Origin of the sequence: Sphaerochaeta sp. (assembly GCA_022482495.1) — a bacterium.
In the GTDB taxonomy this organism is placed as follows: Bacteria; Spirochaetota; Spirochaetia; order Sphaerochaetales; family Sphaerochaetaceae; genus RUG023.
Window position 1 is genome coordinate 47,463 of the sequence record JAKVPA010000002.1, and the last position, 23,785, is coordinate 71,247.

Genomic DNA, 23,785 nt, shown 5'->3' on the forward strand with positions numbered 1-23,785 from the left:
CCCGACACTCTGTCTGGATGGTACACGAAACATTCCCGCTTGGCTAGAGACTCAGAACGAGGCCTCCACCACGCCGGCCACCGCCTCCGGTTTGCCCAGCGTATAGTAGTGGACGCCCGGTACCTGATGGGAAAGCAGATCCTTGGTCTGCATGATGGCCCACTCCACTCCGACGGCCTTGATCGCCTTCAGGTCGGGTGCCTTCTGCACCGCATCGGCAAGATCCTTGGGAATGTCCACGTGGAACGTCTGGGGAATGGTCTCCAGATCCTTCCTGCTGGAGAGCGGCTTCAGGCCGGGGATGATCGGACAGGTGATGCCCGCCGTGCGGCAGGCGTCGACGAACGCGTAGTAGCGGGCGTTGTCATAGAACAGTTGGGTGACGACGTACCCCGCCCCCTTCTCCACCTTCCGTTTCAGGTTGGCGATGTCGTCTTCCCCGTTGGGTGCCTCGGCGTGCTTTTCCGGGTAGCCCGCCACCCCGATGCAGAAATCTGTGGCGACCGGCGCTTTCACCGTCTCTTCCAGATATTTCCCATGGTTCAGATCGACGATCTGCCCGACCAGTTGGTCGCTGTGGCTCCACCCGCCGGGGACCGGAACGAACCGCTTCTGGCCGGCCGGAGGATCGCCACGCAGGGCCAGGACGTTGTCGATCCCCAGAAAATTCAGCTCCACCAGGCTGTTCTCGATCTCCTCGGCGCTTTGGCCGCCGCAGATGATGTGGCTGACCACCGGAATGCCGAACGTATACTGGATCAACGCGGAGAGGGCAACCGTCCCCGGCCGCTTGTGGACCACCTTCCGTTCCACCAATCCGTCCGGCCGGTCGACATACACCACCTCGCTCTGATGGTTGGTGATGTTGATGTACGCCGGTTGGTATGCGCTGAGCGTCCGGATGGTCTGCAGCAATGACTGGATGTTGGCTCCCTTCAACGGGGGAACGACTTCAAAGGTGAACAGTGGTTTTGTCGCCTTGGCAAGAATCTCAGTGACTTTCATCTTCCGCAACCTCCTGGATGAACGGGACCAGCTGGTCCGCCGGCACCCTTTTGCATCGGGCATAGTGTTCCAATTGCCGACGGGATATCTTTCCTACGGAGAAATACCGGACCATCGGAGCGGCAATGACCACGGCGCAGATCGACGAGGGAGGATCCATCGCATAGGTTTCCGTCAGACGTACCCCGATCCTTGCGGTGGCGTCCAACGCGTCGAACAACGTCCGCTTCTCACTGTGGTCCGGACAGGTGGGATACCCCGGTGCCGGACGGATCACCGCCGTCTGCGCGCCCCACGTTACGATCATCCGCCGTTGGGTCTCTTCGGCAAGCACTTCGGCCATCCGGTCGTACAGCATCTGCCCAAGCAGGCGGCGGTACGGATCCTGTTCCTCCCATCGGGCAAGCTCGCTGGAGACGACGAACAGTCCCGCCGTATCATTCTCCCGGGCGATGAAATCGGCAAGGCACAGCCCGGTGGCTTCGTTGCGGAGAAAATGGAAATCATGGTCCCCGATACGCACCGTCATCCGGTCGCTGGAGGCGGGGAAGATCCCATAGACGGCCCGGCAGCCGGCACGAAGGCTGTCCAGAAACGCGGGCTCAGAGAGAAGCGCTTTGCCGTCCCGCACCACACGCTCCGCTTCCTCACTTCCCCACGGTACGTTCCAGGCAAGGGTGAACTCCTTCCAGTTGATCGTTGCCGTCAATTCCTCCACCGGGAAATGGTCGACCTGGAAGACCCCATGCACCGGACTTTGCGAGCCATGGGGATTCTGCCTCTGAAGCGTCAGCGCCTCTTCGAGCGAATGACGCTGCAAAGGCTCTTTGGGGACCCGCATCGTCTGATACGCTTCCTTGATGCTCTGAAAATAGGATTCCCTGTCTTTTCCGACTGCCTTCATGGCGGCCAAAGCCATCGCCGAGGCGTCTGTCGTCTGGATCACCGGAGCATCGTACAGCGGAACGAGTTTCAGGGCGGTGTACAGCGGACTGGTCGTCGCGCCTCCGACGAAGATCGGGATCTGGGAGCCACGCTCCTGGAAGTACTGGATCGTCCGGGCCATCTCGCCAAGGGATGGGGTGATCAACCCGGAGAGGGCCACCAGGTCGGCATGGCAGGACGCGGCTTCCTCCCAGATCCGTGGGGCGTCCACCATCACCCCGAGGTCATGCACCTCGAAGTTGTTGCAGGAGAGGACCAATGAGACGATGTTCTTGCCGATGTCGTGCACATCCCCTTTCACCGTGGCAAGGACGACCTTCTTCTTCGCCGCTCCCTCCACCTGTTTCCCCAAAAGGGTTTTCTGGATCTTCGGTTGGAGGATGTCCACCGCCTTGCGCATCGTCCGGGCCGAGCGAACCACCTGGGGCAGGAACAACTTTCCTTCTCCGAACAACGTCCCTACCGTTCCCATGCCGTCCATCAACGGACCTTCCACCAGGGAAAGCGGATCCTCGCCATCCAATGCGGCCAAGTCCTGGGAGAGCAGGGAATCGTCCCCATGGACCACCGCCTGGGTGAGTCGTTCTTTGGGAGGGAGCGTTTTCCACGCTTCCACTTCTGTTTTCGTTTTGACGGGGGAGCCACTGGGGACCATCACGCCGGCAAGGGCGATGAGAGCCTCGCCACTGGCGTGGTCCCCGATGCGAAGCGCCCTGCTGATGATCTCCCGTTCCTCCGCTCCGATATGGGAGACATCCCGGTCCATCCCGGGATTGATGATGGCCATATCCAGACCGGAAAGGTCCAGGAAGACGGAATGCATGGCGCCTCGGATGGCGTTGTTTCCACGGAACGCGAAGGAGAGGTTGCTCACGCCGCCACTGACATGGACCTGGGGGATGTGCTGGTGGATCCACGCGACCGCTTGGATGAAATCCCGGGCGTAGCCGTCATGTTCCGGCACGCCGGTTGCGATGGCCAACACGTTGGGATCGATGATGATGTCTTCCGGCCTGATGCCCGCGCCAAAGAGCAGATCACAGCTTCTGCGGGCGCAGGCGATCTTCCGCTCCAACGTATCCGCCTGACCCTGCTCGTCAAACAACATCACCACCATGGCGTGCCCGAAGCGCTGGATCTCTCGGGCATGATCCAGGAACACCGCCTCCCCTTCCTTCAGGGAGATGGAGTTGATGATGCACCGGCCCTGGATCTCTTCCATCGCCGCCTGGATGACGGAAAAGTCGGAAGAGTCGATCATCACCGGGATGCGGTTCACCGAAGGATCGCTCTGGATCATCCGGAGGAAGGTGACCATCGCGGTTTTGGCGTCCAGAAGCGGGGCATCCATGCAGATGTCCAACACATCGGCGCCACGATCCACTTCGTCCCGGGCGATGGCAAGCGCCTCGTCCCAGGCGCCGTTCGCGGCAAGCTTGGCGAACTTCGCCGAGCCCGCCACGTTGGTCCGCTCCCCGATGACGAACAACTTCCCCTTCTCGGGGGAACGGACGTCCAACGAGGCAAGGCGCAACGCATGGTCATCCTTTTCGGGTATCTGCGGCTTCTTCCCTGCTACCAGCTGTTTGATGGCCCGGATATGATCCGGAGTGGTGCCGCAACAGCCCCCGACGATATTCAGGTCCGGTACCACGGAAGCAAGCGTAGCGGCGAACTCATCCGCCCCGACCTGGTAGTTCCCTTCCTGGTCAGGGAACCCGGCGTTGGGATGGGCGGAGACGAGAAACGGGGATGTGGCGGCCAATTGGCGGATCTTGTCCGTCATCTCCTTCGGTCCGGTGGAACAGTTCAACCCCAGGGAGAACAGGGGGTAGCCGCTCAGGGAGACGATGACGCTCTCAAGGCTCTGGCCGGCAAGCGTCCGGCCACTCTGGTCACTGAAGGTCATGCTGACCATGAGGGGGATGGTCCGGCCGTTCGCCTGCATCGCTTCCCGGCACCCATGGATGGCGCTTTTGGTCACCAACGTATCGTACTGCGTTTCGATCAAGAAGAGATCGACACCACCATCCAGCAGCGCTTCGGCCTGCTCTCGGTACATGGCGACGAATTCAGAAAAGGTATGCCGCCGATAGGTGGGGTCCTCCACGTTGCCGGCAAGGGAGAGTGATTCTTTCCCCGGCCCAATGTCTCCGGCGATCCACGCCTCCCGCCCGCCCCTGGCCCGCCGGGCGATCTCGCAGGCGGCAAGGTTGATGGCCCGCACCTCTTCAGCCAAGCCGTATTCCTCCAAGGAAAAGCGGGTGGCGCAGAACGTATTGGTCTCAATGATGTCCGCTCCTGCGTCCAGATAGGCGCGGTGGATCGATTCGATCACCTCCGGCCGGTTCAAGTTGAGCAGTTCATTGCAACTGGGTTCGTTGGTCTGGGTGCGCGCATTCCAGAACGCCGAAGCATCCAGATGGTGCGCCTGGATCATCGTGCCCATGGCGCCATCCAGCACCAGCACGCGTTCCCTTGCCGCCTCTCTGATATCCTTCATAGCGAAACCACCTCCAAATCTCCCGCCACGGCAAGCTTGTCACCGCACAGCGCCAGAAATCCCTTTACAGTATGCAATATTTTCGCCTGCCGCGCCACCGAAGGGAGGTCATTCTCCCCATGCACCCGGTTGCAGAACGCCGTGGCGTACGCATCGGCCAGGGCCGCGTCCTGACAGGCGACCATCACGGCATCGGCAGATCCGAAACTCAACGAAGGTCCCGTCGTACCGCTGGAGGTGGCGATTCCGATCGGACAGGATGAAGGAAGAACACGGATCCCGATTCTCCCATCCAGCGGGTTTCCCGGTGCGACCACCTTCACCACGATGGATTCCCGGACATCCACAAACAGATCCCCGCCGTTCTCCACCACCACTTCATCCAGAGAGAACCGCCGCTTCAGCGCCGATCCCACCTCTTGGGCGATGGCTCCGGCCACCGAGGCCATCGGGCCGACCCCGGCGGCTCTTCCCGCCTGGAGCATTGCAGCCAAGAGAGGTGTTTCTCCATCGCCGGCAAGCGGCGTCAGGCTTGTCAGGAATCGAGGGTCAGAGGCGGAACGGATCTGGCTACGAAGTGACACCACCAGGTGTCGTGCCGCATCCCGGATCCGGCCGGAATCCACAGAGGGCGTCCATCCGATGAAAAGATCGGTTTCCTGCACACTGAACGTGACGGTGGAAAACCGTCCATCCAACATTCCGTTCCGATAGGTGCGTTCCTGATACATTACGCCACGGAGAACAACCGGAGCGGACAGGCGTGGACGCACAGCCCGCAGACCACGCACCGGGATGGGTCGTACACCAGATGGGCATCCTTGTCCAGCGACAGCGCCCCGCTCTGGCAAACAGCGGTACAGGAACCGCAGTGCACGCATTTATCCTGCACAAACAGGATGTCAGAGGCCATCGGAGAGACGGTGACTCCATAGCTTTCCAGCCATGCCACGGCATCTTTCAGATGGGAGGCCGTTCCCTCAAACTCCACCACCAGCATGCCGCCCTTGCCGCTTGCCACATCGGCGTTGAGGATGTTGATCTCCAGATCATACGACTTGACCAGTTTTCCCACCACCGGCTTGTCCACCATCCGTGGAGAGAACCGAAGCGTATACCTGCGTTTCATACTTCCTCCTTTTGCCGCGGCTCCAACGGCCGCACAGAGCTTTCCGTGGGAAATGACGCCACCGGTTCGGTAAGCAGGAATTTCCCATCCTTGATCCATCCGGAGAGAATACCGGCGATCTCCCGGGCTTTTGCCAGGGAGGACATCGGGGCGGTATGGACCGTCCGGCCGTCAAGCTGAATGCGTCCGCTGCGCAGCTGTTCATAGTTGGTCCGGGCGATGGCGGGATGCCCGCTCTGGGCATAGTCACACACCACCGTCTCGATCTCCCGGTTGCTGATGGAAAGCCGCGTCGCCATTTCCTCGTCCAGCACCGGGATGGGGATCCCCAGTCCGACGAACATCGACACGCCGTACTTGTAGAAGTACGCGGCGCGCAGATATTCGGTGGTCATCTCCTTGGCGTTCCCCACCACGGCCAAGGTGGCCGCTCCTCCAAGGGGAATGCCTTTGTCGTTCCGCTTCTGCATCGTATTGAACTGGGTGCCGTTCCAGACGACGTATCCCGTCGCCCCCCCAAGGAAGATCCGTGTCCCGATGCCAATGGTCCGCAGGTATGGATCGTTGAGCAGTGGGGAAAGCTCGCCGGAAGTGGAATAGGTCACGTTGTTCCGATGGGGCAGCAGGCACCCCATGTAGGTGTACATGATGGCATCCGACCCATTGGTCGCCGCCGCGTAGTTCTGGTAGGCGTTGCGGGGATTGAACAGGTAGAACTCGTTGACCGTATCCTTGGTGATCCAGGTGTCGATCTCCTTGGTCGGATAGCAGTCCGTCCCTTTTCCCCGTGCATGGAGATGCACCTGCTTGCCGTCGACCAGATCCTGGATGACGTTGGCGCCGCCGTAGGCGTTGTCGTACCGGCTCTCCGCCGTGGCTCCGATGTAGCTGTCCACCGCGGCCAGCCCTTCGTAGCAGTCCACCCCGTTGATCTCGATCTCTTCCATCCGGATTCCCGGCTTCCAATGACCGAAGTTGATCACCGCGCCGGATGAGCACATCGGCCCGAACGTCGCCGTTGTGACGACATCCACTTCCTTGGCCAAGGTGGCGCAGTCCTTTTCCTTGGCAAGACGGGTGAATTCCTCGGCGGTCATCACCACCACCGAACCGTTCGCGATCTTTTCGTTGATTTCCCTAATGGTCTTGGCCATCCGTTCCTCCGATCGTCATCACGTTGATCAAATGATAGGCAGGTACTTCGTACGGATGGGCGCGCTTCAGCGCTTCCACCGCCTGGGCGGCGTGCAGTTCGTCCACCACCACCTCGATGCGGTACTCCACGACCTTTTCCAGCTTTCCGACCTTGCCGAGAAACGGATCACTCCCAAACAACGGGCGGAACTGCCCTTCCCCTTTGACCGTCCAGCAACAGTGGTCATAGCCGTCCATACATCCGCATCCTGCGTCAAACAACGCCTGCTTGACCGCCTCCAGATGGGATTCGGGCACATACGTTACCAGTACATACATATGGTCATGGTATGCCGTTCTTTCCTCAGGAGCAAGTGAAAAAGGAATACGGAATGCATGCAGATGCAAAAAACGCATCATCCTTTGACGGAACCGACCAGCACTCCTTTGACAAAGAACCGTTGGACGAACGGGTAGATCATGATGATGGGAAGCGTGGAGACCAGAATGACGGCGCTCTTGATGGACAGGGACAACGCCCCTTTGTCGGCGCCGCCGGCCGAGCCGGCGTCTCCGCCGAGCATCGTCGTCCCGTTGACGATGTTCCGGAGGAACAGCATCACCGGGAACTGGGAGCTCTTCAGGTAGATCAACGAATTGAACCAGTCGTTCCAGAAAAAGACGGCGGTGTACAGGGCGATGGTGGCGATCCCCGCCCCGGAGAGCGGAAGGACGATCCTGACCAGGATTCCTCCATAGTTCAGGCCGTCGATCACCGCGGCTTCCTCGATGTCCTGGGGAATTGATTTGAAGAAGTTGATCAACAAAATCAAATTGAACTGGTTGATGCAGAACGGGATCAGAATTGCCCACCGGGTGTTGGCCAGGTGGAGGTTGCTGATCAACAGGTAGTTGGGGATCATGCCGCCGGAGAAGAACATGCTGAAGATCACCAGCTTCATGACGAACTTGTTCCCCCGAAGCCAACTTTTGGACAGGGGATAGGCGAACAGGATCGTCATGGCCAGGGCGATCAACGTGCCGAACACCGTGTAGAAGATCGTGTTCCCATAGGCCCGGAAAAAGTTGGGATAGGAGAAGATCTGGCGGTACGCCTGGAGATTCACCCCCCGTGGGATGATGAACACCTCTCCGTTGACGATCGCCTCCGATGAGGAAAGGGAGGCGGCAATGATGTACAAAAATGGCACCAGGCAGATCAACAGCACCAGGAACATCACGATATCGATGCAGGTGTAATAGGCGATGGTTTTCGGGGTCTTGTACGTCTTCATGGGCACCTCAGTAGATGCTGTCGCCGGTAAGTCTGCGGGACAGCGCGTTGGACGAGGCGACGAGGATGACACCGATCACCCCGGTGAACAGGCCGATGGCCGTCGCGTAGGAATAATTCTGGTTGGCAAGCCCGGTACGGTACACCAGGGTATCCAGGATATCCGACACGCCGCTGTTCGCCGGCGTGTACATCAGCAACACTTTCTCAAAGCCCAGGGAAAGCAGACGCCCGACGTTCATGATCAACATGATCATGATGGTCGGCAGGATGGACGGGATGGTCACGTACCAGATCTGCTGCCAGTGGCCCGCCCCGTCAATCGTCGCCGCTTCATACAGTTCCTGCGGGATGGAGGTGATGGCAGCCAGGTAGATGATGGCCGTCCACCCTGTGTACTGCCAGGTGTCCAGCAGGACGTAGATCCTGCGGAAATACCGGGGATCATTCATATAGTAGACCGGCTCTTTGCCGGAAAGCGACGAAAGAAAATGGTTCAACACGCCGGATGAGGGGGAAAGCAGATCGCTGATGATGGCGATGACCACTACGGTGGAGACGAACCGCGGCATGTAGGAGACGGTCTGCACCACTTTTTTGTACCTGACGTTCCGAACTTCATTGAGCAGAATGGCGAAGATCACCGGAATGGGGAAATTGATCACCAGATTGAGCAGGGACAACAACAAGGTGTTCCGGAACGCCGACCAGAACGCCGGATCCTGGAAGAACCGTTGGAAATACCGGGTTCCAACCCATTCCGTACCCCAGGGCCCCATGCCCGGCCGGTACCGGCGGAACGCCAGCACGTTGCCGAACATGGGCAGGTATTTGAAAATAATGAAATAGGCGAGCGGAAGCGCCATCATGGCATACAGATGCCAGTATCGCGCAAGGTACCGCTTCCAGCCGGACTGTTGGCTCTTCCGCATATCGCCCTTCTCCTACAGGTTCTTGTTGTACAGGTCAAGCATCTTCTCGATGCCCAACTTCTTCATCTCCGCCACATAGGAGTCCCAATCCTTGTCGATCGACTTGGCGCCGGTCAGGAACGCGTCGTTCCAGCGCTCCCACGCGTCAGCGAGCGGAGTCTGGTACGAAGCGGCCGTCTCGGCATCGATGTCGTTGAACTTCGGGCGGGGCGGAAGCTCCTGGATGACGTCTCCCATCGCTTCCACTTCGGCGTTGATGGCCGCGTAGTTCTCGTCGTATTTGGTCATCTCACGCTTGTTTACCCACACCATCTGGGTGACATCCGAGCCGCAGCCGAAATCCTGCTGCAGAGCCTTGTAGATGCCACGGGGATCATTGGCATAGGCGTCAACAAACTTCACCTTGCCGTTCTCCATCGTGTAGGTCACCCCTTCCACGCCCAGACACCACAGCTTAGCGCTGTCCTCTGAGTAGAACATCTGGTCAACCGCACGGACAATCTGCTCGAAATCAGCGCGCTTCGCCGTCTGCGCCGGGAAGATGATTCCCGAGCCGGTTTTGGCTTTCGGCTGGTTATGGGCACCGGCAGGACCGGCAAGCGACGGATACATCTGCAGTTTGAAGCCGTCGATCTTGCTCGCCGCCGTCACGCCGCCGATCTGGTCGTAGTACGCCCAGGTGGCCATCGCCTTTCCCGTAGCCATCTTCTGCGACCACTTCGTCCCGTCGATCGGGTCTGCCATCTCAGGATCCAGCAACCCTTCGGCGTACAGCTTGTGGAAGTAGGTGATGTACTGCTTGTACTGGTCGGAAATGGCTCCGGCGAAATACTGCTTCTTTCCGTAGTCCCAGGAAAGGACGTAGGAACCAGACGAGGAGTTCTTGCCCAGCGAAATGCCGTACGACGGCATGGTGAAGCGGTACAGGACACGAGGACCAGCCAGAATGGTCAGCGGATAGGAATCCGGGTTGTTCTGCTTGAACACCTTCAGGACGTTGTAGAACTCATCAAACGTCTTCGGAGCCTGCAGGCCGTACTTCTTCAACAGGTCTTCACGGATGATGATGCCTCCATCATAGAACGGCACATCAAACAGCGAAGGCAGATTGTACCGCTTGCCATCGGAGAGGGCCAGCTTAGCCACCGTATCCTCAAGTCCGAATTCCTTGACCCGGGCGTTGAAGTTCGGCGTCCACTGGGAATAATCGGAGATCGGGACGATCGCCCCATTGAGCGCCAGCGAAGCGTTCTCTCCGGTGATGGACTGGTAGAGGATCACGTCCGGTGCGTTGGTCCCGGTGTTCAGCGCCAACGAGACTTTCGTCTGGTAGTCGGCGATGGGGATGATCTCCCATTCCACCTGGACGCCGGACCGTTTCTCAGCCTCTTTGACGGTCAGCCAGTCACTCTTGAACGGCAACGTCGCATTGTCGGAATAGAACATCGAAATCTTCAATGGTCCTTCCGCTTTTGTCGCCGTCGTTTCCTTGGTTCCCTGAGCGAACAGGGATCCCACCAGTGCGATGCACACCAACAGGACAAACAGTCTTCTCTTCATAGTCTCTCCTTCTTTGCTTTTCCAAGCAGATTCTCTTCCATACCCTTCGCCAAGCGTTTGGGATGATGCACCGAAAACAACTGACCAAGACTTTCACGATCGGAAAGGAGCCGCTCCGCCTGAGGCGCGTCCACTCCAAGCGCCACCATGACGATCGCCTTGCGGGTGTCCGATCCGCTTTCACGGAAGGCGTCCCGCGCCATTTCCTCCCCACAGGCGGTGATCTCCTGGATCATCCGTATTGATCGGTCCACCAGTTTGGCGTTCACCGGCTTCAGGTCGACCATCAAGTTATTATACACCTTCCCCAGCCGGATCATCGCCGTCGTGGTGATCATGTTCAGCACCAGCTTCTGCGCCGTTCCGCTCTTCATCCGCGTCGAGCCTGTGATGATCTCAGGTCCGACGGGGAGATAGATGCGCATCTTCGGCTCCACCAGATCGAACACCGGGGTGACTTGGTTGCAGCTGATGGCGCTGATCGCACAACCCAGTGATTTTGCGTACCGGAGCGCCTGTACGACGAACGGGGCTCCCCCGTTTGCCGTAATGCCGATCAATACATCCTTGGAGGTGAGATGATGCGCCTTGCATGCGTCCTCCCCCGCCTGTCCGTCATCCTCGGCGCCTTCAATGGAATGCGTCAACGCCGCTTCCCCTCCTGCGATGATCCCCTGGACCATCTGGGGGGAAACCCCGTAGGTCGGGGGGCACTCCGACGCATCCAGCACGCCAAGCCGTCCTGAGGTTCCCGCTCCGATATACAGGAGCCGGCCTCCCTGTTTGAATGCGGCGACGACGCGGTCCGTGACGGCAGCAATCTCATCCAACGCCGTTTCCACCGCGTACGGAACCTTCTTGTCCTCCGTGTTGATGATCCTGAGGATCTCCCACGTGGATTTACGGTCAATTCCTACCGATGCAGGATTGCGCATTTCCGTCGTCGCTATCTTGTCCATTGCCTTCATTTTCCCATCGTTTCCCTGTTCTGACAATAAATATTTTTATGTTTCTGTAAGATGATTTGATAATTATTTTCAAAGCTGGATTTTTCCCAGCACCACCGGGTGCGCTCCACCCGTCGCCGAGGGAAGGGAATTGACCTGCCCGCAGACACACTCGTTGGCAAGGATGGCGAACGCCACCGCCTCCTTGCTGTCACTGTTGTAGCCGGCATCCTCCCCCCGCATCACGGCCACCGAAGGAAGCATGTTCCCAAGAATGGAAAGCAACGTCCGGTTGTGGCTGCCTCCACCGGCGATCACCAGGCGATCCACCTGATATCCCGCCACGGCACGACGGATCGCCTCGGCGGTGAACCATGTCGCGCTGTACAGCACATCCTCCGCCGTGGCGTCCCCCGCCACGGAAAGAAGATTGCGGACAAATTCCTGTCCGTACCGCTCCCGCCCCGTCGTTTTGGGAATCGGTTGGGAAAGATACGGATCGGAGAGGAAAAAGCGTTCCAGGCGGGGAAGAAGCGTTCCGTGGGAAGCCATCCTCCCTCCGTCATCGTAGCGCATCGTTCCCTGGGTGTAATGGGAAGCCAGCGCGTCGATCACCATGTTGCCAGGTCCGGTGTCGAACGCGACCACCTTTTCTGGCGTACATCCTTTGGGAAGGATGGTGACGTTTCCGATGCCACCGATGTTCTGCAGGGCCACCGTCTCCGTATCGCTCCGGTACAACAGGTATTCGGTGTACGGCACCAACGGCGCACCCATCCCGCCGACGGCGAAATCCCGTACCCGGAAATCACTGACCACCGGGCAGGAGAACGTCTCGGCAAGACGGGACACATCCCCGATCTGCATCGTGCCACGGATGGCGCGCCCCAGATACGGCTCCGATTGGGGAAGATGAAACACGGTATGCCCGTGGCTGCCGATCAAATCAATATCCGTCGGTTTCACACCGGTGGCGTCGCACAGCTTCAGGCACGCCTCGGTGAACAGGTCCCCCAGCAGGAAGGCCATCAACGTCAGTTCATGGCTGCCTCCCACATCGCCTTTTGCAAGGGCAAGAAGCCGTTCCCGCACCGCATCCTGATACGGCACGGTGACAAACCCCAGTTCGGTGGCCTTCAAGCCAACCCCACTGCCGGAGATCCGCACCAAGGCGCAGTCAATGCCATCACAGCTGGTACCGCTCATGATGCCGATGCACAGCCGTTCTTTCCGCTGGGACAGCGGCACCAGCTTCTGGCTCATCCTTCGTCCTTCAGTTTGAGGAAATCCTGGTAGATTCCCGGGGTGGATCCCTGGATGACCACCGCGCCGACGCACTTCTCATAGAACCCCGTCGGTCCGGCATCCCCGATGATGGCGTAGCCGTACCCTTCCTCCCGCATGGCGTGCAGGCAGGCCAGCAGCAACGCCTTGCCGATGCCTTTGCCCTGCTCACTGTCCAACACCCGGGTCGGACCGAAGAAATCCGGCGCTGTGGCATCATAGCAGGCATAGCCGACGATGGCTCCTTCCCGCACAGCCAGATACATCGTCGTTCCCTTGTCCTTGAACGAACAGGCGGCTTCGCCTGCGGCATACGGTCCGGAGTAGCGTCGCACCCAATCGATCACCTGGTAGCGATCCGGGGGAAACGCCTTCTGGATCTTCACTCCCAGAGCTTCCATCCGCTTCTGTTCCGGCTCCCATGGAGGAAGCTTGTACAACGAAACCAACATGTCACTTCCCATTGCTTACTCCAATGCCACAGGCATGTGGCTGTTCATGCTGTTGCCAGCGTAGATTCCCGCCAATGCGGCGAAGATACGCTCGGAATATTCCCACGTCGCAAGGGTGCAACGGGCGCCGTCCCGAACCGGCTTTTCCAGATCATACGGATTGCGGAGCGCCGTGACCACCACCGGCAGACCTGATTTGATCAACCGCAGGGCAAGGGCGATCTGCCCGCGGTTCAGGTGGGCGTTGTACGTCCCCAGATACACCTGGCATCCCGCAGCCGCCTCCACCACCTGTTGCTGTTCTTCCTCCGAGGGATTGGCGGAGATCACCATTGCGCGCCCTCCCAGCAGATGGGCCATGGACCGGGCGTAATCGGCCCCTTCCAGTTTGTCCTGCACGTTGCTGGTGATGAACCCTTGCGGCCCGACGAACAACAGATTCTCCCCCAGCGGCGGCATCGTGCCGGAGACCAGCGTGATGGCCTTGCGGGCGTATTCGTCCATCATCGTGATGGCATCCGGCGCCACAGGAAGCGGGGGCTGGTCCATCACATTCTGCTTCGCCTTGGCGATCCGCGCGAGGGACGCGTCCCATTCGGCCTGGTCGAACTGTCCTTTCTCCACCGCGTCCACCACCGCCTGGGCTGCTTGGGCGGCAAGATCGCTGTGATGGGAGATCATCACCTGGTCGACTCCCGCCTGCAGCGCCTTGACCGCCCCCTGGACGGTGCCGTAGAACGTGGCGATGGCCTTCATCTCCATGCAGTCGGAGAATACCAGGCCGGTGAACCCCATCTGGTCACGAAGCAGCCCGGTGATGATGTTCCGGCTCATCGTGCAGGGGATGCGCTCCGGTTCCCACGCGGGGAACAGCACGTGGCTGGTCATCAGGGACGGAATGCCGGCTTTGATCAGTTCTTCAAACGGAAAGAGCTGCCCGGAGAGCGCTTCCTTCGGCTTGTCCACCAATGGCAGGGAGAGGTGGGAGTCCACCGAGGTATTCCCGTGCCCTGGGAAATGCTTGCCACAGCACAGCACGCCTCCGTCCTGGTACCCTTTGGCGGCGATCTTCCCCCACTTGGCGACGATGCCCGGGTCATCACCGTAGCTGCGCACCCCGATGACCGGGTTCTTCCGATTGGCGTTCACATCCAACACCGGTGCCAGGTTGACGTTGATGCCCAGCGCCCTGAGTTCCCGTGCCGTCTGAAGCGCAGAGGTGTACACCGCATCGGCATCATCCAAGGCGGAAAGCGCCATGGCACCCGGCGCGATGGCGCATCCGACAGGCAGACGTGAGACCATGCCGCCTTCCTGGTCGATCATGATCCACGGGTGGGTGCCCGTCTCCCCCATCACCAATTCGTCAATATCGCCACACAGCTTTCCGATGCCATCGGCATCCGTCAGGTTGCGGGAGAACAGAATCACATTGGCGATCTTCCACCGAGCCACCGTCTCCCGGAACGGGTCATCCATTTCCAATCCAGGGAATCCGGTGACCAGCCGCTGTCCTGTCTGCCATACGATCGATTCACTGTGCATACAACCTTCCTTTCTCCACCATTTCGGCAAAGCGCCTGCCCTCTTCATCCCATCGGGCCACCACCGTCGAACAATCATGGAACACCTCATCGGCATCCCTCTTCCCCATCAACCGCTCAAGCGGACGAGGAACCCCCTCGGCACGGGGAGGCAATACGGAGAACTCCTCATGCCGTTTTGCAATCCACGCCAATGCCAACAGCGCCGCCTTGACGGGATTGGCCGCTTTCAGATCAACCGGAACGACAAACACCCCATTGCATGTCTCGTTTTGAAACTTGCCGGAATCCGGACGGAACAGACGAGGGACGAACCGGAGACCGGGGAGATCGGCGTCATTCAGATACGCAGCGAGCCCATCGGCATCCAGATACGGAGAACCGAACAGCTGGAACGGGGTGGAGGTTCCTCGTCCTTCGGAAAGGTTGGTTCCTTCCAGAAGACAGAACCCTGCATAACAGAATGCCGAAGCGAACGATCCAATGGCGGGACTGGTGGGGATCCAGTTCCGTCCCGTCTGTGGCCAGAGCATCCCGCTTCTCCACCCCTGCATCCGAATGACGGTGAGCTCTGCAGGATGGGGTTGCTTTTCGTTGTACCAACGGGCCAGCTCCCCTGCCGTCATGCCGTAGCGGACGGGAAGCGCGTCCGGTCCGACGAAACTCCAGTCCGATGGATCAAGCGGGGCGCCGTAGACCATGCCCCCCAACGGGTTGGGACGATCCAGCACCATGACGGGAAGGTCCAGCCGGGAAGCATCCCGAAGCACCCCTTTCAACGTGGCGATGTACGTGTAGAACCGAAGTCCGAGATCCTGGATGTCGTACAGCAGCACGTCCACATGCTGCCGGATGTCCGGATCCAGATGGGTGTTCTCTCCGTGATACAGACTGTAGACCGGAAGTCCGGATACAGGATCAACCGCATCGCCCACCTGCACCCCTGCCCCGGATTCCCCCCGCACGCCGTGTTCCGGTCCGAACAGCGCCGTCAACGTGCAATGGCGGGAAATGAAGGCGATGTCATCTTGGTACGAACCGGTGACGGATGCCGGGCTACAGACCAACCCCACCCGCTTTCCGGATACCAACGGCACCCAATCCTCGGTGCGGTCCACTCCCAGGCGGATCATGTCGTGCCGCCTTTGGCGTCCCGCCCCAATGACAGCCAAGTACGAGAGATCAAATCCAATGAGTTTTTCCTTCGGGCGATCAACGAGGCGTACAGGATGTCCACGACAACCAGTTGGTTCAGCCGGGACAGGGTCGCACCCTGCCGGTACAACGTTTCGCTGTCCGGCACTTCCAGGCGGATGTCAGCAAGGGAGGAAACCGGATTGGTCCCCACCCGGGTGACGGAGACCAACGTGGCGTGATGATCCTTGGCCAGAGATGCCACCCGTTTCATCGATCCGGTGTTTCCGGAATAGGAGAACACCACGCAGACATCCCCCTTGGAGAGCGTGGACGCGCATACCTGCTGGACATCCGAATCACTCTGGTACATCGAGGAAATCCCCAAGCGGATCAGTTTCTGCTGGAAATCCGCCCCGACCAGACCGGATGCGCCGACGCCGGTGATCAAAATGTGGTTGGCCCCATCCAATGCCAACGTGGCATCCTCCACCGCTTTGGTATCCAGCACATCTTCCAGAAGCTCGACGTTCCGGCAGACCGCCCCGATCACCGACGAGGTGATCATCCGGGAATCCTTCATCTGTTTGGGATCGAGGAGCAAAGGACCTTCCTTGCGCTTCTGGGACGAAAAGACCACTTTGGCGATATCCATCCTCAGGTCGGCATACCCGGAAAGGCCGATTCGTTTGCACAGCCGGGTGATGGCCGCCGTGGAACTGCCGGCGGATGCGGCCAGCGCGGTGATGGTCTGGTCCACCACACGCTCCGGGTCAGCGAGGATCGCCATGGCGACTTTCGCCTCCGAAGGGCTGAGTTCCCGTTGCAACTGCTTGATTCTGGTCAGACTTCCTTCCATGCTCCCCAGCATACGGTACTTTCCCGTTTCTGTAAATTATTATCGCCACACCGTAATAATTATTATCATCGCCACAGATCCATGCTATGATGAGCCCATGAACCACTACATCGCCATGGATGGCGGAGGAACAACCTGCCGGTTGCTCCTGGGAACGGATGACGCCATCCTCCACCATGCACAAGGAGAATCCAGCAATCCGTACGGCGTCGGATGGGAGTCCGCCATCCGGCATGTACAGTCATTGATCACCGATTCCTTGGAAGCGACGGGACGGGATGCCAAACAGGTCACCGCCCTGGTGCTTGGTTCGGCAGGTATGGGTAAACCGGCCGACCAGATCCGTTTTGCTTCCGCCATCGCACCTCTTCTGCCCAATGCCCGCATCAAGGTGTGCGGAGACCAAGAGATCTTTCTGGTCGGAGGATTGGGAGGCCTCAGCGGCATCGCCGTGATCGCAGGCACGGGATCGATCGCCTGCGGCCGCAACGAACAGGGGAGCGTCGTTCGCGCAGGCGGGTTCGGATGGCGGCTTGGCGATGAAGGATCGGCGTTCTGGATGGCAAAGGAAGCAATCCGCAGAACCCTGGCGGCCTCAGAGAACCGGGACATCCCCTCGACGCTGGAAGGCGCCATCCTCTCTTTCTTCCATCTGGAGAACCTGCAGGACGCCATCTATTTCGTCAATGACCCCACCGTGGAAAAAGCCACCATCGCATCGTTCGCTCCATTCATCACCAAGGCGGCCCAGCATGGCGACGAGTTGGCGTTGGACATCGAACAGCAGGGAGCCAAGGCGCTTGTCTCCCTGGTGCTCTCCATCGCCAGTCGGCTTTCCGCGCCGTTTTCCAAAGCGGTGGTCTGCGGGGGAGGCTCGTTCGCCCATGATCCCCTGCTGGACAAGCTGTTTCTCTCGGAGATGCGCCATCAATTGCCGTCGTACACCGTATCGTTCACCCCGGTCCATTCCGCGCTGGAAGGAGCCATGATGCTGGCCCGCTCGGAGGAATCATGAACCTGATCGTCTTTCTGGGAAATCCCGGCAAGGAGTATGCCAGAACCCGGCACAACGTCGGTTTCCGCCTTGCCGACGTGTTGTTTCCCGACGCCTCCTGGCAGAAGAAATTCCATGGGCTGTACGCCCAGGAAGCGGGACAACGGCTCCTCAAACCCCAGACCTACATGAACATCAGCGGACAATCCGTGGCGGAGGCATACGCGTTCTTTCATCTGCACAGCCAGGAGGTCGTCGTCGTACATGACGACCTGGAGCTTCCCTTCGGGACGGCAAAACTCCAGTTGGGGGGAGGTCTGCAAGGACACAACGGGCTGCGGTCCATCAAAACCGATATTGGCTCCGACCAGTTCCTCCGCATCCGCATCGGCATCGGACGCCCCCCGCATGGCAACGCCGCATCCTATGTGCTTGCTCCATTCACGCCGGACGAGGAGATTGGCCTATCCCTGTTGCTTCCCCGCCTCCGCCCATGGCTGGAGCGTCCCCAAGACCAGCCACAGGCAATCTCGTTGGAATAAATTCCATTCTCAAACTTGCGTGTTGCGACAAACCAATGGTATACTTTTCGCCACAGGGGAGGCGCTTCTTGAACAAACATGACATGAGGATTTCGGTTCGCACCCGGAGCGAACTGCATTGCGACGTCCCGGTTTTCATCGCTTCCGATACAGGAAACCTCAATGACCTCTGCAAAGAAGCCAATGACCTCACCTTCCAGTACAACAACCTGGTCACACAAAAAGGAAAATCAGACTATCTGTCCCCCTCGGCATTGAACATGGCGGCCGTTCTGCACCTGATGTACCAGACGGTGCTCAGCTCGTTTCTCCGCACCACCCACCCGGTCTTTTTCTCCCGGATGGCTACCGTCCTGAAGGACAACGCGGCGAGCCGGTTCGCCCTGACGTTCTACATCAAGGAATTCCCCTCTCCGCTTCTGGAACAACACCAACCCTCCCGGCAGGAACTCCTGGAAGAGTCGCTCCGGGGCTTTTTCATCCACCAGGTGATGGCGGACAACCCGGCGTTCGTTTCCGCGGCGAAGCCGTTCATCAGCCCGGATGGCGTCGTGTTTCCTCCGGAAGCCACGGCATTCCGTACGCTGATGCTGACCTCTTCCCGTGAGGCGGGCATGGTCAGCTCGGGCCATCGGGAAGATTTGTTCACGTTCCTTACCGAACCGGCAAGACGCCATCCCGACTCGCTTGCGGACCAGATATCCTTCATCCTGGAGCAATGGGCTGACTTTCTTCCCGAACCCCTGAAACTGCTGTTGCTCCGCGCGCTCTCCTTCGACAAGGAAGAACACCGCCCACGCTTCGGAGGCACCGGAGGGGGCAAACCAGAGACCATCGTCCCCGACTACAGCAGGCTGGACAGCGACTACGAGAATTTCACCGATGACCGGGATTGGATGCCCAACGTGGTGATGATCGCCAAAAGCACGCTGGTGTGGCTTGACCAGCTGTCCAAGCAGTACGGACAGCCCATCATCCATCTGGATCAGATACCCGACCATGAACTGGACCTGCTTCGGGAGCGGGGCATCACGGCGCTGTGGTTGATCGGCCTTTGGGAGCGTTCGGACGCCAGCAAGGAGATCAAGATCCGATGCGGAAACCCGGATGCCGAAGCGTCGGCCTATTCCCTGAAGGATTATGAGATCTCCGCATCCCTGGGTGGCTGGCCGGCGGTGGAGAATCTTCGCTCACGATGCAATGCCCGCGGCATCCGGCTTGCCAGCGACATGGTGCCCAACCATACCGGCATCGACAGCAAATGGGTGTTCGAGCATCCGGAATACTTCATCCAGCAGGACTATCCCCCGTTCCCATCGTACACGTACAACGGTCCCAACCTTTCCCACAATCCGGATGTGGAGATCAAACTGGAAGACCACTACTACAACCGCAGCGACGCCGCGGTGACCTTCATGCGCCGGGACAACCGTACAGGAAGAACGACGTACATCTTCCATGGCAACGACGGCACTTCGATGCCCTGGAACGACACGGCACAGCTTGATTTCCTCAATCCACAGACCAGAGAGGCGGTGTTTCAGGAGATCCGCCACGTCGCCCAGAACTTCCCGATCATCCGTTTCGACGCGGCGATGACGTTGGCGAAAAAACACATCCGCAGACTGTGGTATCCCCAGCTGGGATGCGGCGGAGACATCGCAGGCCGCTCGGGCGCAAGCATGAGCGACGCCGAATTCAACGCCCGCATGCCCCAGGAATTCTGGCGTGAGGTGGTGGACCGGATGGCGAAGGAACTGCCGGATACGCTGCTCCTTGCCGAAGCGTTCTGGATGATGGAAGGATACTTCGTCCGGACGCTGGGCATGCATCGGGTGTACAACAGCGCCTTCATGAACATGCTGAAGAACCAGGAGAACAAGAAGTACCGGGATACGATCAAGAAGACCCTGGCATTCGAGCCGGAGATCCTGAAACGGTTCGTCAACTTCATGAACAACCCGGATGAGGAGACGGCCATCGCACAGTTCGGCGACGGGGACAAGTACTTCGGCGTCTTCACGCTGCTGGCCACCATGCCGGGCCTGCCGATGATCGGCCACGGCCAGATCGAGGGATACCGGGAAAAGTACGGCATGGAATACAAACGGGCCTACTGGGACGAGCATCCCAACCAAGCTTTGATCGCCGAACACTACCGGAGGATCTTCCCGTTGCTACGCAAACGGTACCTGTACAGCGGAATCGACTATTTCCAATTGTTTGACCTGGTCAACGGGTACGGCAACGTGGAGGAATCGGCGTACTGCTATGTCAACGGAAACGCCAAGGAACGTTCCCTGGTGGTGTACAACAACCAGTACCAGGGTGTGGAAGGGACCATCCGGACCAGCGTACCCAAACTGATCAAGGGAGAAGAACGGCACACCGCCACCGTCACCATCGCAGAGGCGTTGCAACTGGGCGCACGTGATGACCGGTACACCATCTTCTGCCGCTTCCCCTCCGGCCTGTACTACCTGGAACCGTCCCGGCAGATCGTCGACCACGGAGTTTCCTTCCATCTGGCCGGATACGAGACGATGGTGTACACCGACATCCACCAGGTGACCGATACGGACGGCACCTATGCGGAACTGTACCGCACGCTGGCGGGAAAAGGGGTGCGGAACATCGCCGAAGAGATCCGGCTTCTCAGGCTTCGGCCGATCTTCCAAGCCTGCGAAGCGCTGGGCAAGGCTCCGTTCTTCTCTTTGTGGAACGAATTGATCGCCGGTGGGGATCCGGAGAAGCTGTCCAGGAAACTTACCTTGCTGCTTGCCGAGTGTGACGCGGAACTTGCCAAAGCGTTCCAGACCATCAACCCGGCAACCAAAGCGTTCCTTCCGGAATTCCAAGGCAAACGGGACCCCATCGTCCTCCAGAAGGGACTGGCCCGGTTCCTTGGTTTGTTCACCCCAACAGAAGACAATGGATTCTTCCTCCATGGAGCGCAGACGATGCAGGAAATGCCCGTGGTGGTTGCCACAGCCCTGTTTCTGGAGCCGTTCGTCGCCAAAGACGCCACGGTAATGGACGCGATGAAAGTTTCCGATACGCTGTTGTGCCACCGGTTCTTCCAGGAATCGCTGCAAGGCTCTGATGAAACGGAAGCGCGGCGCATTTGCCATCTGGGCGCGATTTTGCTGCAGAGCGGATTCCAAGGAAAGGAAGAAACGGATCCGGTATCTTTCCTCACCCACCTGTTGGAAGACGCCAGTGTATGGGAATACACCGGTTGTAACGAGTACCAGGGAGTCACCTGGTATAAGAAAGAATCGATGCAGGAGTGCATTTTCATGAGTGCCGCATCGCTCTTGTGGCACGCTCGGAAACTGAGCGGATTCCAACGAACATTGATGAATGCGGAGGAACGGGCAGGGTATCGGCTGGATGGGTTGTTGCGGATACAGGATATCCCTGTTCATTGACTCACCTCGCCGTATAAGCTACTCTAGGTGCTATGAAAACTTGGGTGAATTATCTTGCGGCTGCGTTGATGGCGCTGGTTGCTACCCTCACGGTAGGGCAAAGCCCTCGGTTCGCGACCATCATGACGGACATCACCATCGTCTATGGGCAGGTTGGTTTGTGCATCCTGTTCCTGTTGATCCTGTGTTCCTTCACCAGCGGAATCGCCTCCCTTCGCAAAGACGCCCAGCTGAAAACAGCGTTCTGGTCCTCCATTCTTTGGGCGGTGGTCACCACGGTGATCGTCGCTCTGGTCGCCGCGGGCGTGTTTCTGTTGCTTCCCACCAAGTTTCCCGCCACCAGCACCACCGGAAGCGATTCCTCGCTTCTTTCCTCCTTTCCCTTCGGCACCTTCATGCAACGTTTTCTGACGTTCCGCCTGACCGGTTCGCTGGACACTTTGCTGTTGCCGCTTCTGATTGTCTGTTTTGTGATCGGATATTTCCTCAAGCCGAATGTTGAGGTGATCCGTCCCGCCTACGTGGTGACCAACAGCTTCAGCGAGCTGATGTTCCGGCTTTCCCGGGCGTTCACCACTACCAGCTGGCTGTTGGTGTTCTTCGCGTCCGCATCGTTTTTCTCCGGCATATGGAATGAGGGTTCCCTGTTTGTCGCCTCCCGGTTCCTGGAGATGCTGCTTGCCGGATGCGCGGCGGTGGTGCTGGTGATCCTGCCGTTGCTGTTCGCCATCTTCACCAAGTTCAAAGTCAATCCGTACCAGATGATTTACCGGAGCATCGCTTCCCTGGCCATCGGTCTGTTCACCGGCGACATTCTGCTTTCCCAGGTGATCGGACAACCCATCACCCGCCATAACCTGGGATGCCAGAAACGGGTCAGCGCCACGGCATTACCGTTCTTCGCGTTGATCGCTCGTGGTGGATCGGCCATGCTGGGTGCCATCAGCGCCATGGCGCTGGTGTACAGCGCGACCAACGCCGTCCCCCAGTGGAACGTATTGCTGTTCATCGCACTTGCCGCTGCCGCGGCGAGTTTCTGCTCGTCGCTGGGCTTTGGTTCGGAAACGTTGCTGGTCACCGTGCTCGCCCTCAGAATGCTGGGCATCAACCTGTACGGGGCGGAAGTGACGCTCCTTGCGTTCCTCCCGTTGATCAACGGACTGGGGGTCATGCTGGATAATCTGATCGCCAATATGGGTGCAGCGTACCTCTGCCAGCATATGAACGTCAGGATCAACAACCCATACCGGTACATCCTGTAGCGCATCATGGGAAAAGGTTTTTTTCGTTATACCACACTGGTCATCCAAGGATTGATCACCATCGCCATCACGATGCTGACCGTCTGGACGTCCGTCAGGATCACGGGTACCGGAGAAGCGGCGTATCTGGCCACCTGGCGTATGGGCATGCTGTGCCTGCATGCGTTGGCAACCTTCATCGCAGCCCTTTTGATCATCCATTTCACCAAAACAGGCCACCGGTCCCGGATGTCCAGGTGATGCCGCTGCTGTTTCTTGCCTTCACGCTGAAGGATATGGAAGTGGTGTTCGTCAGTTTCCGGGTCACCCACCTGTTCGCGCCGATGCTGGGAGTTGTCGCGAAGGTGTTCCAGGTTTCCTTCCTTCTGAGCACGTTCCTTGTCTTGGAGTGCAGCATCTTCCAGGCAGAGGTCAACACCCGAAAGATGTCCCAGTACATTTTGATCGCCCTTGCCTGTTCGTTGTATTTTGGGCTCACCGTTCCCATCTCGTATGCCAGTGACGCGTATCTCCGTGCCGCATACATCACCAGCGGCATGCTCCGTCTGTTCATGTACATCTTCGGGGGTATCAGCATCGTATCCCTGGTGGCCAACCTGCTCAAGGAAACCCCCAGCAGAAACACCATCATCAAGTCGATCGGATTCACGCTGATCATCATCGCGCACACGTTGCAGGCAGGCATGCTGGGACCCGTCGCCCGTTTCTTCATCCTGTGGATTCACATCTTCGGCCTGATCATCCTGGTGCTGGTCGCCCGGTCAAACCGCATTTGGGGGTAACCCCTAATCACCAGGTTTCCTGGTGTTCATATATAGAGGGCCGCCGTAAGGC

The 23,785-nt window shown here is 58.9% G+C and carries 21 protein-coding genes; 6 read left to right on the plus strand and 15 right to left on the minus strand.

The features are described 5' to 3' along the window. Nucleotides 1–51: 51 nt before the first annotated feature. From LKE28_02885 to LKE28_02955, 15 genes are all read right to left on the minus strand, one after another. Entirely contained in the window at nt 52–1,005 is a 954-nt protein-coding gene (locus LKE28_02885) for a methylenetetrahydrofolate reductase (protein ID MCH3907206.1), read from the minus strand. Continuing rightward, a complete protein-coding gene (gene metH, locus LKE28_02890) occupies nt 992–4,453 on the minus strand; it encodes a methionine synthase (GenBank protein MCH3907207.1) in 3,462 nt (1,153 codons plus the stop codon). The genes LKE28_02885 and metH overlap by 14 nt, the downstream gene beginning before the upstream one ends. Further along, nucleotides 4,450–5,244, minus strand: a complete 795-nt coding sequence (locus LKE28_02895) for a UPF0280 family protein (protein ID MCH3907208.1) — start codon at nt 5,242–5,244, stop codon at nt 4,450–4,452. The genes metH and LKE28_02895 overlap by 4 nt, the downstream gene beginning before the upstream one ends. Beyond that, complete coding sequence (locus tag LKE28_02900) at nt 5,184–5,582, minus strand: 4Fe-4S binding protein (protein ID MCH3907209.1); 399 nt, start codon at nt 5,580–5,582, stop codon at nt 5,184–5,186. Before LKE28_02900 ends, LKE28_02895 begins: the two co-directional genes overlap by 61 nt. Continuing rightward, complete coding sequence (locus tag LKE28_02905) at nt 5,579–6,736, minus strand: homocysteine biosynthesis protein (GenBank protein MCH3907210.1); 1,158 nt, start codon at nt 6,734–6,736, stop codon at nt 5,579–5,581. The genes LKE28_02900 and LKE28_02905 overlap by 4 nt, the downstream gene beginning before the upstream one ends. Then, nucleotides 6,720–7,055: an NGG1p interacting factor NIF3 gene (locus tag LKE28_02910; protein MCH3907211.1), complete on the minus strand. Its 336-nt coding sequence runs from the start codon at nt 7,053–7,055 to the stop codon at nt 6,720–6,722. Before LKE28_02910 ends, LKE28_02905 begins: the two co-directional genes overlap by 17 nt. 77 nt (nt 7,056–7,132) lie before the next feature. Then, the gene (locus LKE28_02915; GenBank protein ID MCH3907212.1) at nt 7,133–8,011 is read right to left on the minus strand and encodes a carbohydrate ABC transporter permease; all 879 of its coding nucleotides are present in this window, start codon (nt 8,009–8,011) and stop codon (nt 7,133–7,135) included. Nucleotides 8,012–8,018: 7 nt separating this feature from the next. After that, nucleotides 8,019–8,942 (minus strand): ABC transporter permease subunit, encoded by a 924-nt coding sequence (locus LKE28_02920; protein MCH3907213.1) that lies wholly within the window; start codon nt 8,940–8,942, stop codon nt 8,019–8,021. Nucleotides 8,943–8,954: 12 nt separating this feature from the next. Further along, entirely contained in the window at nt 8,955–10,502 is a 1,548-nt protein-coding gene (locus tag LKE28_02925) for an extracellular solute-binding protein (protein ID MCH3907214.1), read from the minus strand. Beyond that, nucleotides 10,499–11,461, minus strand: a complete 963-nt coding sequence (gene murQ / locus LKE28_02930; protein MCH3907215.1) for an N-acetylmuramic acid 6-phosphate etherase — start codon at nt 11,459–11,461, stop codon at nt 10,499–10,501. The genes LKE28_02925 and murQ overlap by 4 nt, the downstream gene beginning before the upstream one ends. 78 nt (nt 11,462–11,539) lie before the next feature. Beyond that, on the minus strand, nt 11,540–12,712 hold the full coding sequence (locus tag LKE28_02935; GenBank protein ID MCH3907216.1) for an anhydro-N-acetylmuramic acid kinase: 1,173 nt from the start codon (nt 12,710–12,712) through the stop codon (nt 11,540–11,542). Continuing rightward, nucleotides 12,709–13,197: a GNAT family N-acetyltransferase gene (locus LKE28_02940; protein ID MCH3907217.1), complete on the minus strand. Its 489-nt coding sequence runs from the start codon at nt 13,195–13,197 to the stop codon at nt 12,709–12,711. Before LKE28_02940 ends, LKE28_02935 begins: the two co-directional genes overlap by 4 nt. Nucleotides 13,198–13,200: 3 nt before the next feature. Further along, complete coding sequence (locus LKE28_02945) at nt 13,201–14,730, minus strand: glycoside hydrolase family 3 protein (protein ID MCH3907218.1); 1,530 nt, start codon at nt 14,728–14,730, stop codon at nt 13,201–13,203. Then, on the minus strand, nt 14,720–15,862 hold the full coding sequence (locus tag LKE28_02950; GenBank protein ID MCH3907219.1) for a DUF1343 domain-containing protein: 1,143 nt from the start codon (nt 15,860–15,862) through the stop codon (nt 14,720–14,722). The genes LKE28_02945 and LKE28_02950 overlap by 11 nt, the downstream gene beginning before the upstream one ends. After that, nucleotides 15,859–16,722, minus strand: a complete 864-nt coding sequence (locus tag LKE28_02955) for a MurR/RpiR family transcriptional regulator (GenBank protein MCH3907220.1) — start codon at nt 16,720–16,722, stop codon at nt 15,859–15,861. The genes LKE28_02950 and LKE28_02955 overlap by 4 nt, the downstream gene beginning before the upstream one ends. A gap of 97 nt (nt 16,723–16,819) precedes the next feature. Here LKE28_02955 and LKE28_02960 point away from each other — a divergent pair, with 97 nt between their 5' ends. The 6 genes from LKE28_02960 (at nt 16,820) to LKE28_02985 (ending at nt 23,733) form a co-directional block, all read left to right on the plus strand. Then, the gene (locus LKE28_02960) at nt 16,820–17,737 is read left to right on the plus strand and encodes a hypothetical protein (GenBank protein MCH3907221.1); all 918 of its coding nucleotides are present in this window, start codon (nt 16,820–16,822) and stop codon (nt 17,735–17,737) included. After that, nucleotides 17,734–18,258, plus strand: a complete 525-nt coding sequence (gene pth / locus LKE28_02965) for an aminoacyl-tRNA hydrolase (protein ID MCH3907222.1) — start codon at nt 17,734–17,736, stop codon at nt 18,256–18,258. Before LKE28_02960 ends, pth begins: the two co-directional genes overlap by 4 nt. A gap of 68 nt (nt 18,259–18,326) precedes the next feature. Next, nucleotides 18,327–21,689 (plus strand): alpha-amylase family glycosyl hydrolase, encoded by a 3,363-nt coding sequence (locus tag LKE28_02970; GenBank protein MCH3907223.1) that lies wholly within the window; start codon nt 18,327–18,329, stop codon nt 21,687–21,689. A gap of 32 nt (nt 21,690–21,721) precedes the next feature. Next, nucleotides 21,722–22,951: a dicarboxylate/amino acid:cation symporter gene (locus tag LKE28_02975; protein MCH3907224.1), complete on the plus strand. Its 1,230-nt coding sequence runs from the start codon at nt 21,722–21,724 to the stop codon at nt 22,949–22,951. A 6-nt stretch (nt 22,952–22,957) separates the two neighbouring features. Further along, entirely contained in the window at nt 22,958–23,191 is a 234-nt protein-coding gene (locus LKE28_02980; GenBank protein ID MCH3907225.1) for a hypothetical protein, read from the plus strand. Beyond that, nucleotides 23,191–23,733: a hypothetical protein gene (locus LKE28_02985; GenBank protein MCH3907226.1), complete on the plus strand. Its 543-nt coding sequence runs from the start codon at nt 23,191–23,193 to the stop codon at nt 23,731–23,733. Before LKE28_02980 ends, LKE28_02985 begins: the two co-directional genes overlap by 1 nt. Nucleotides 23,734–23,785 lie beyond the last annotated feature (52 nt).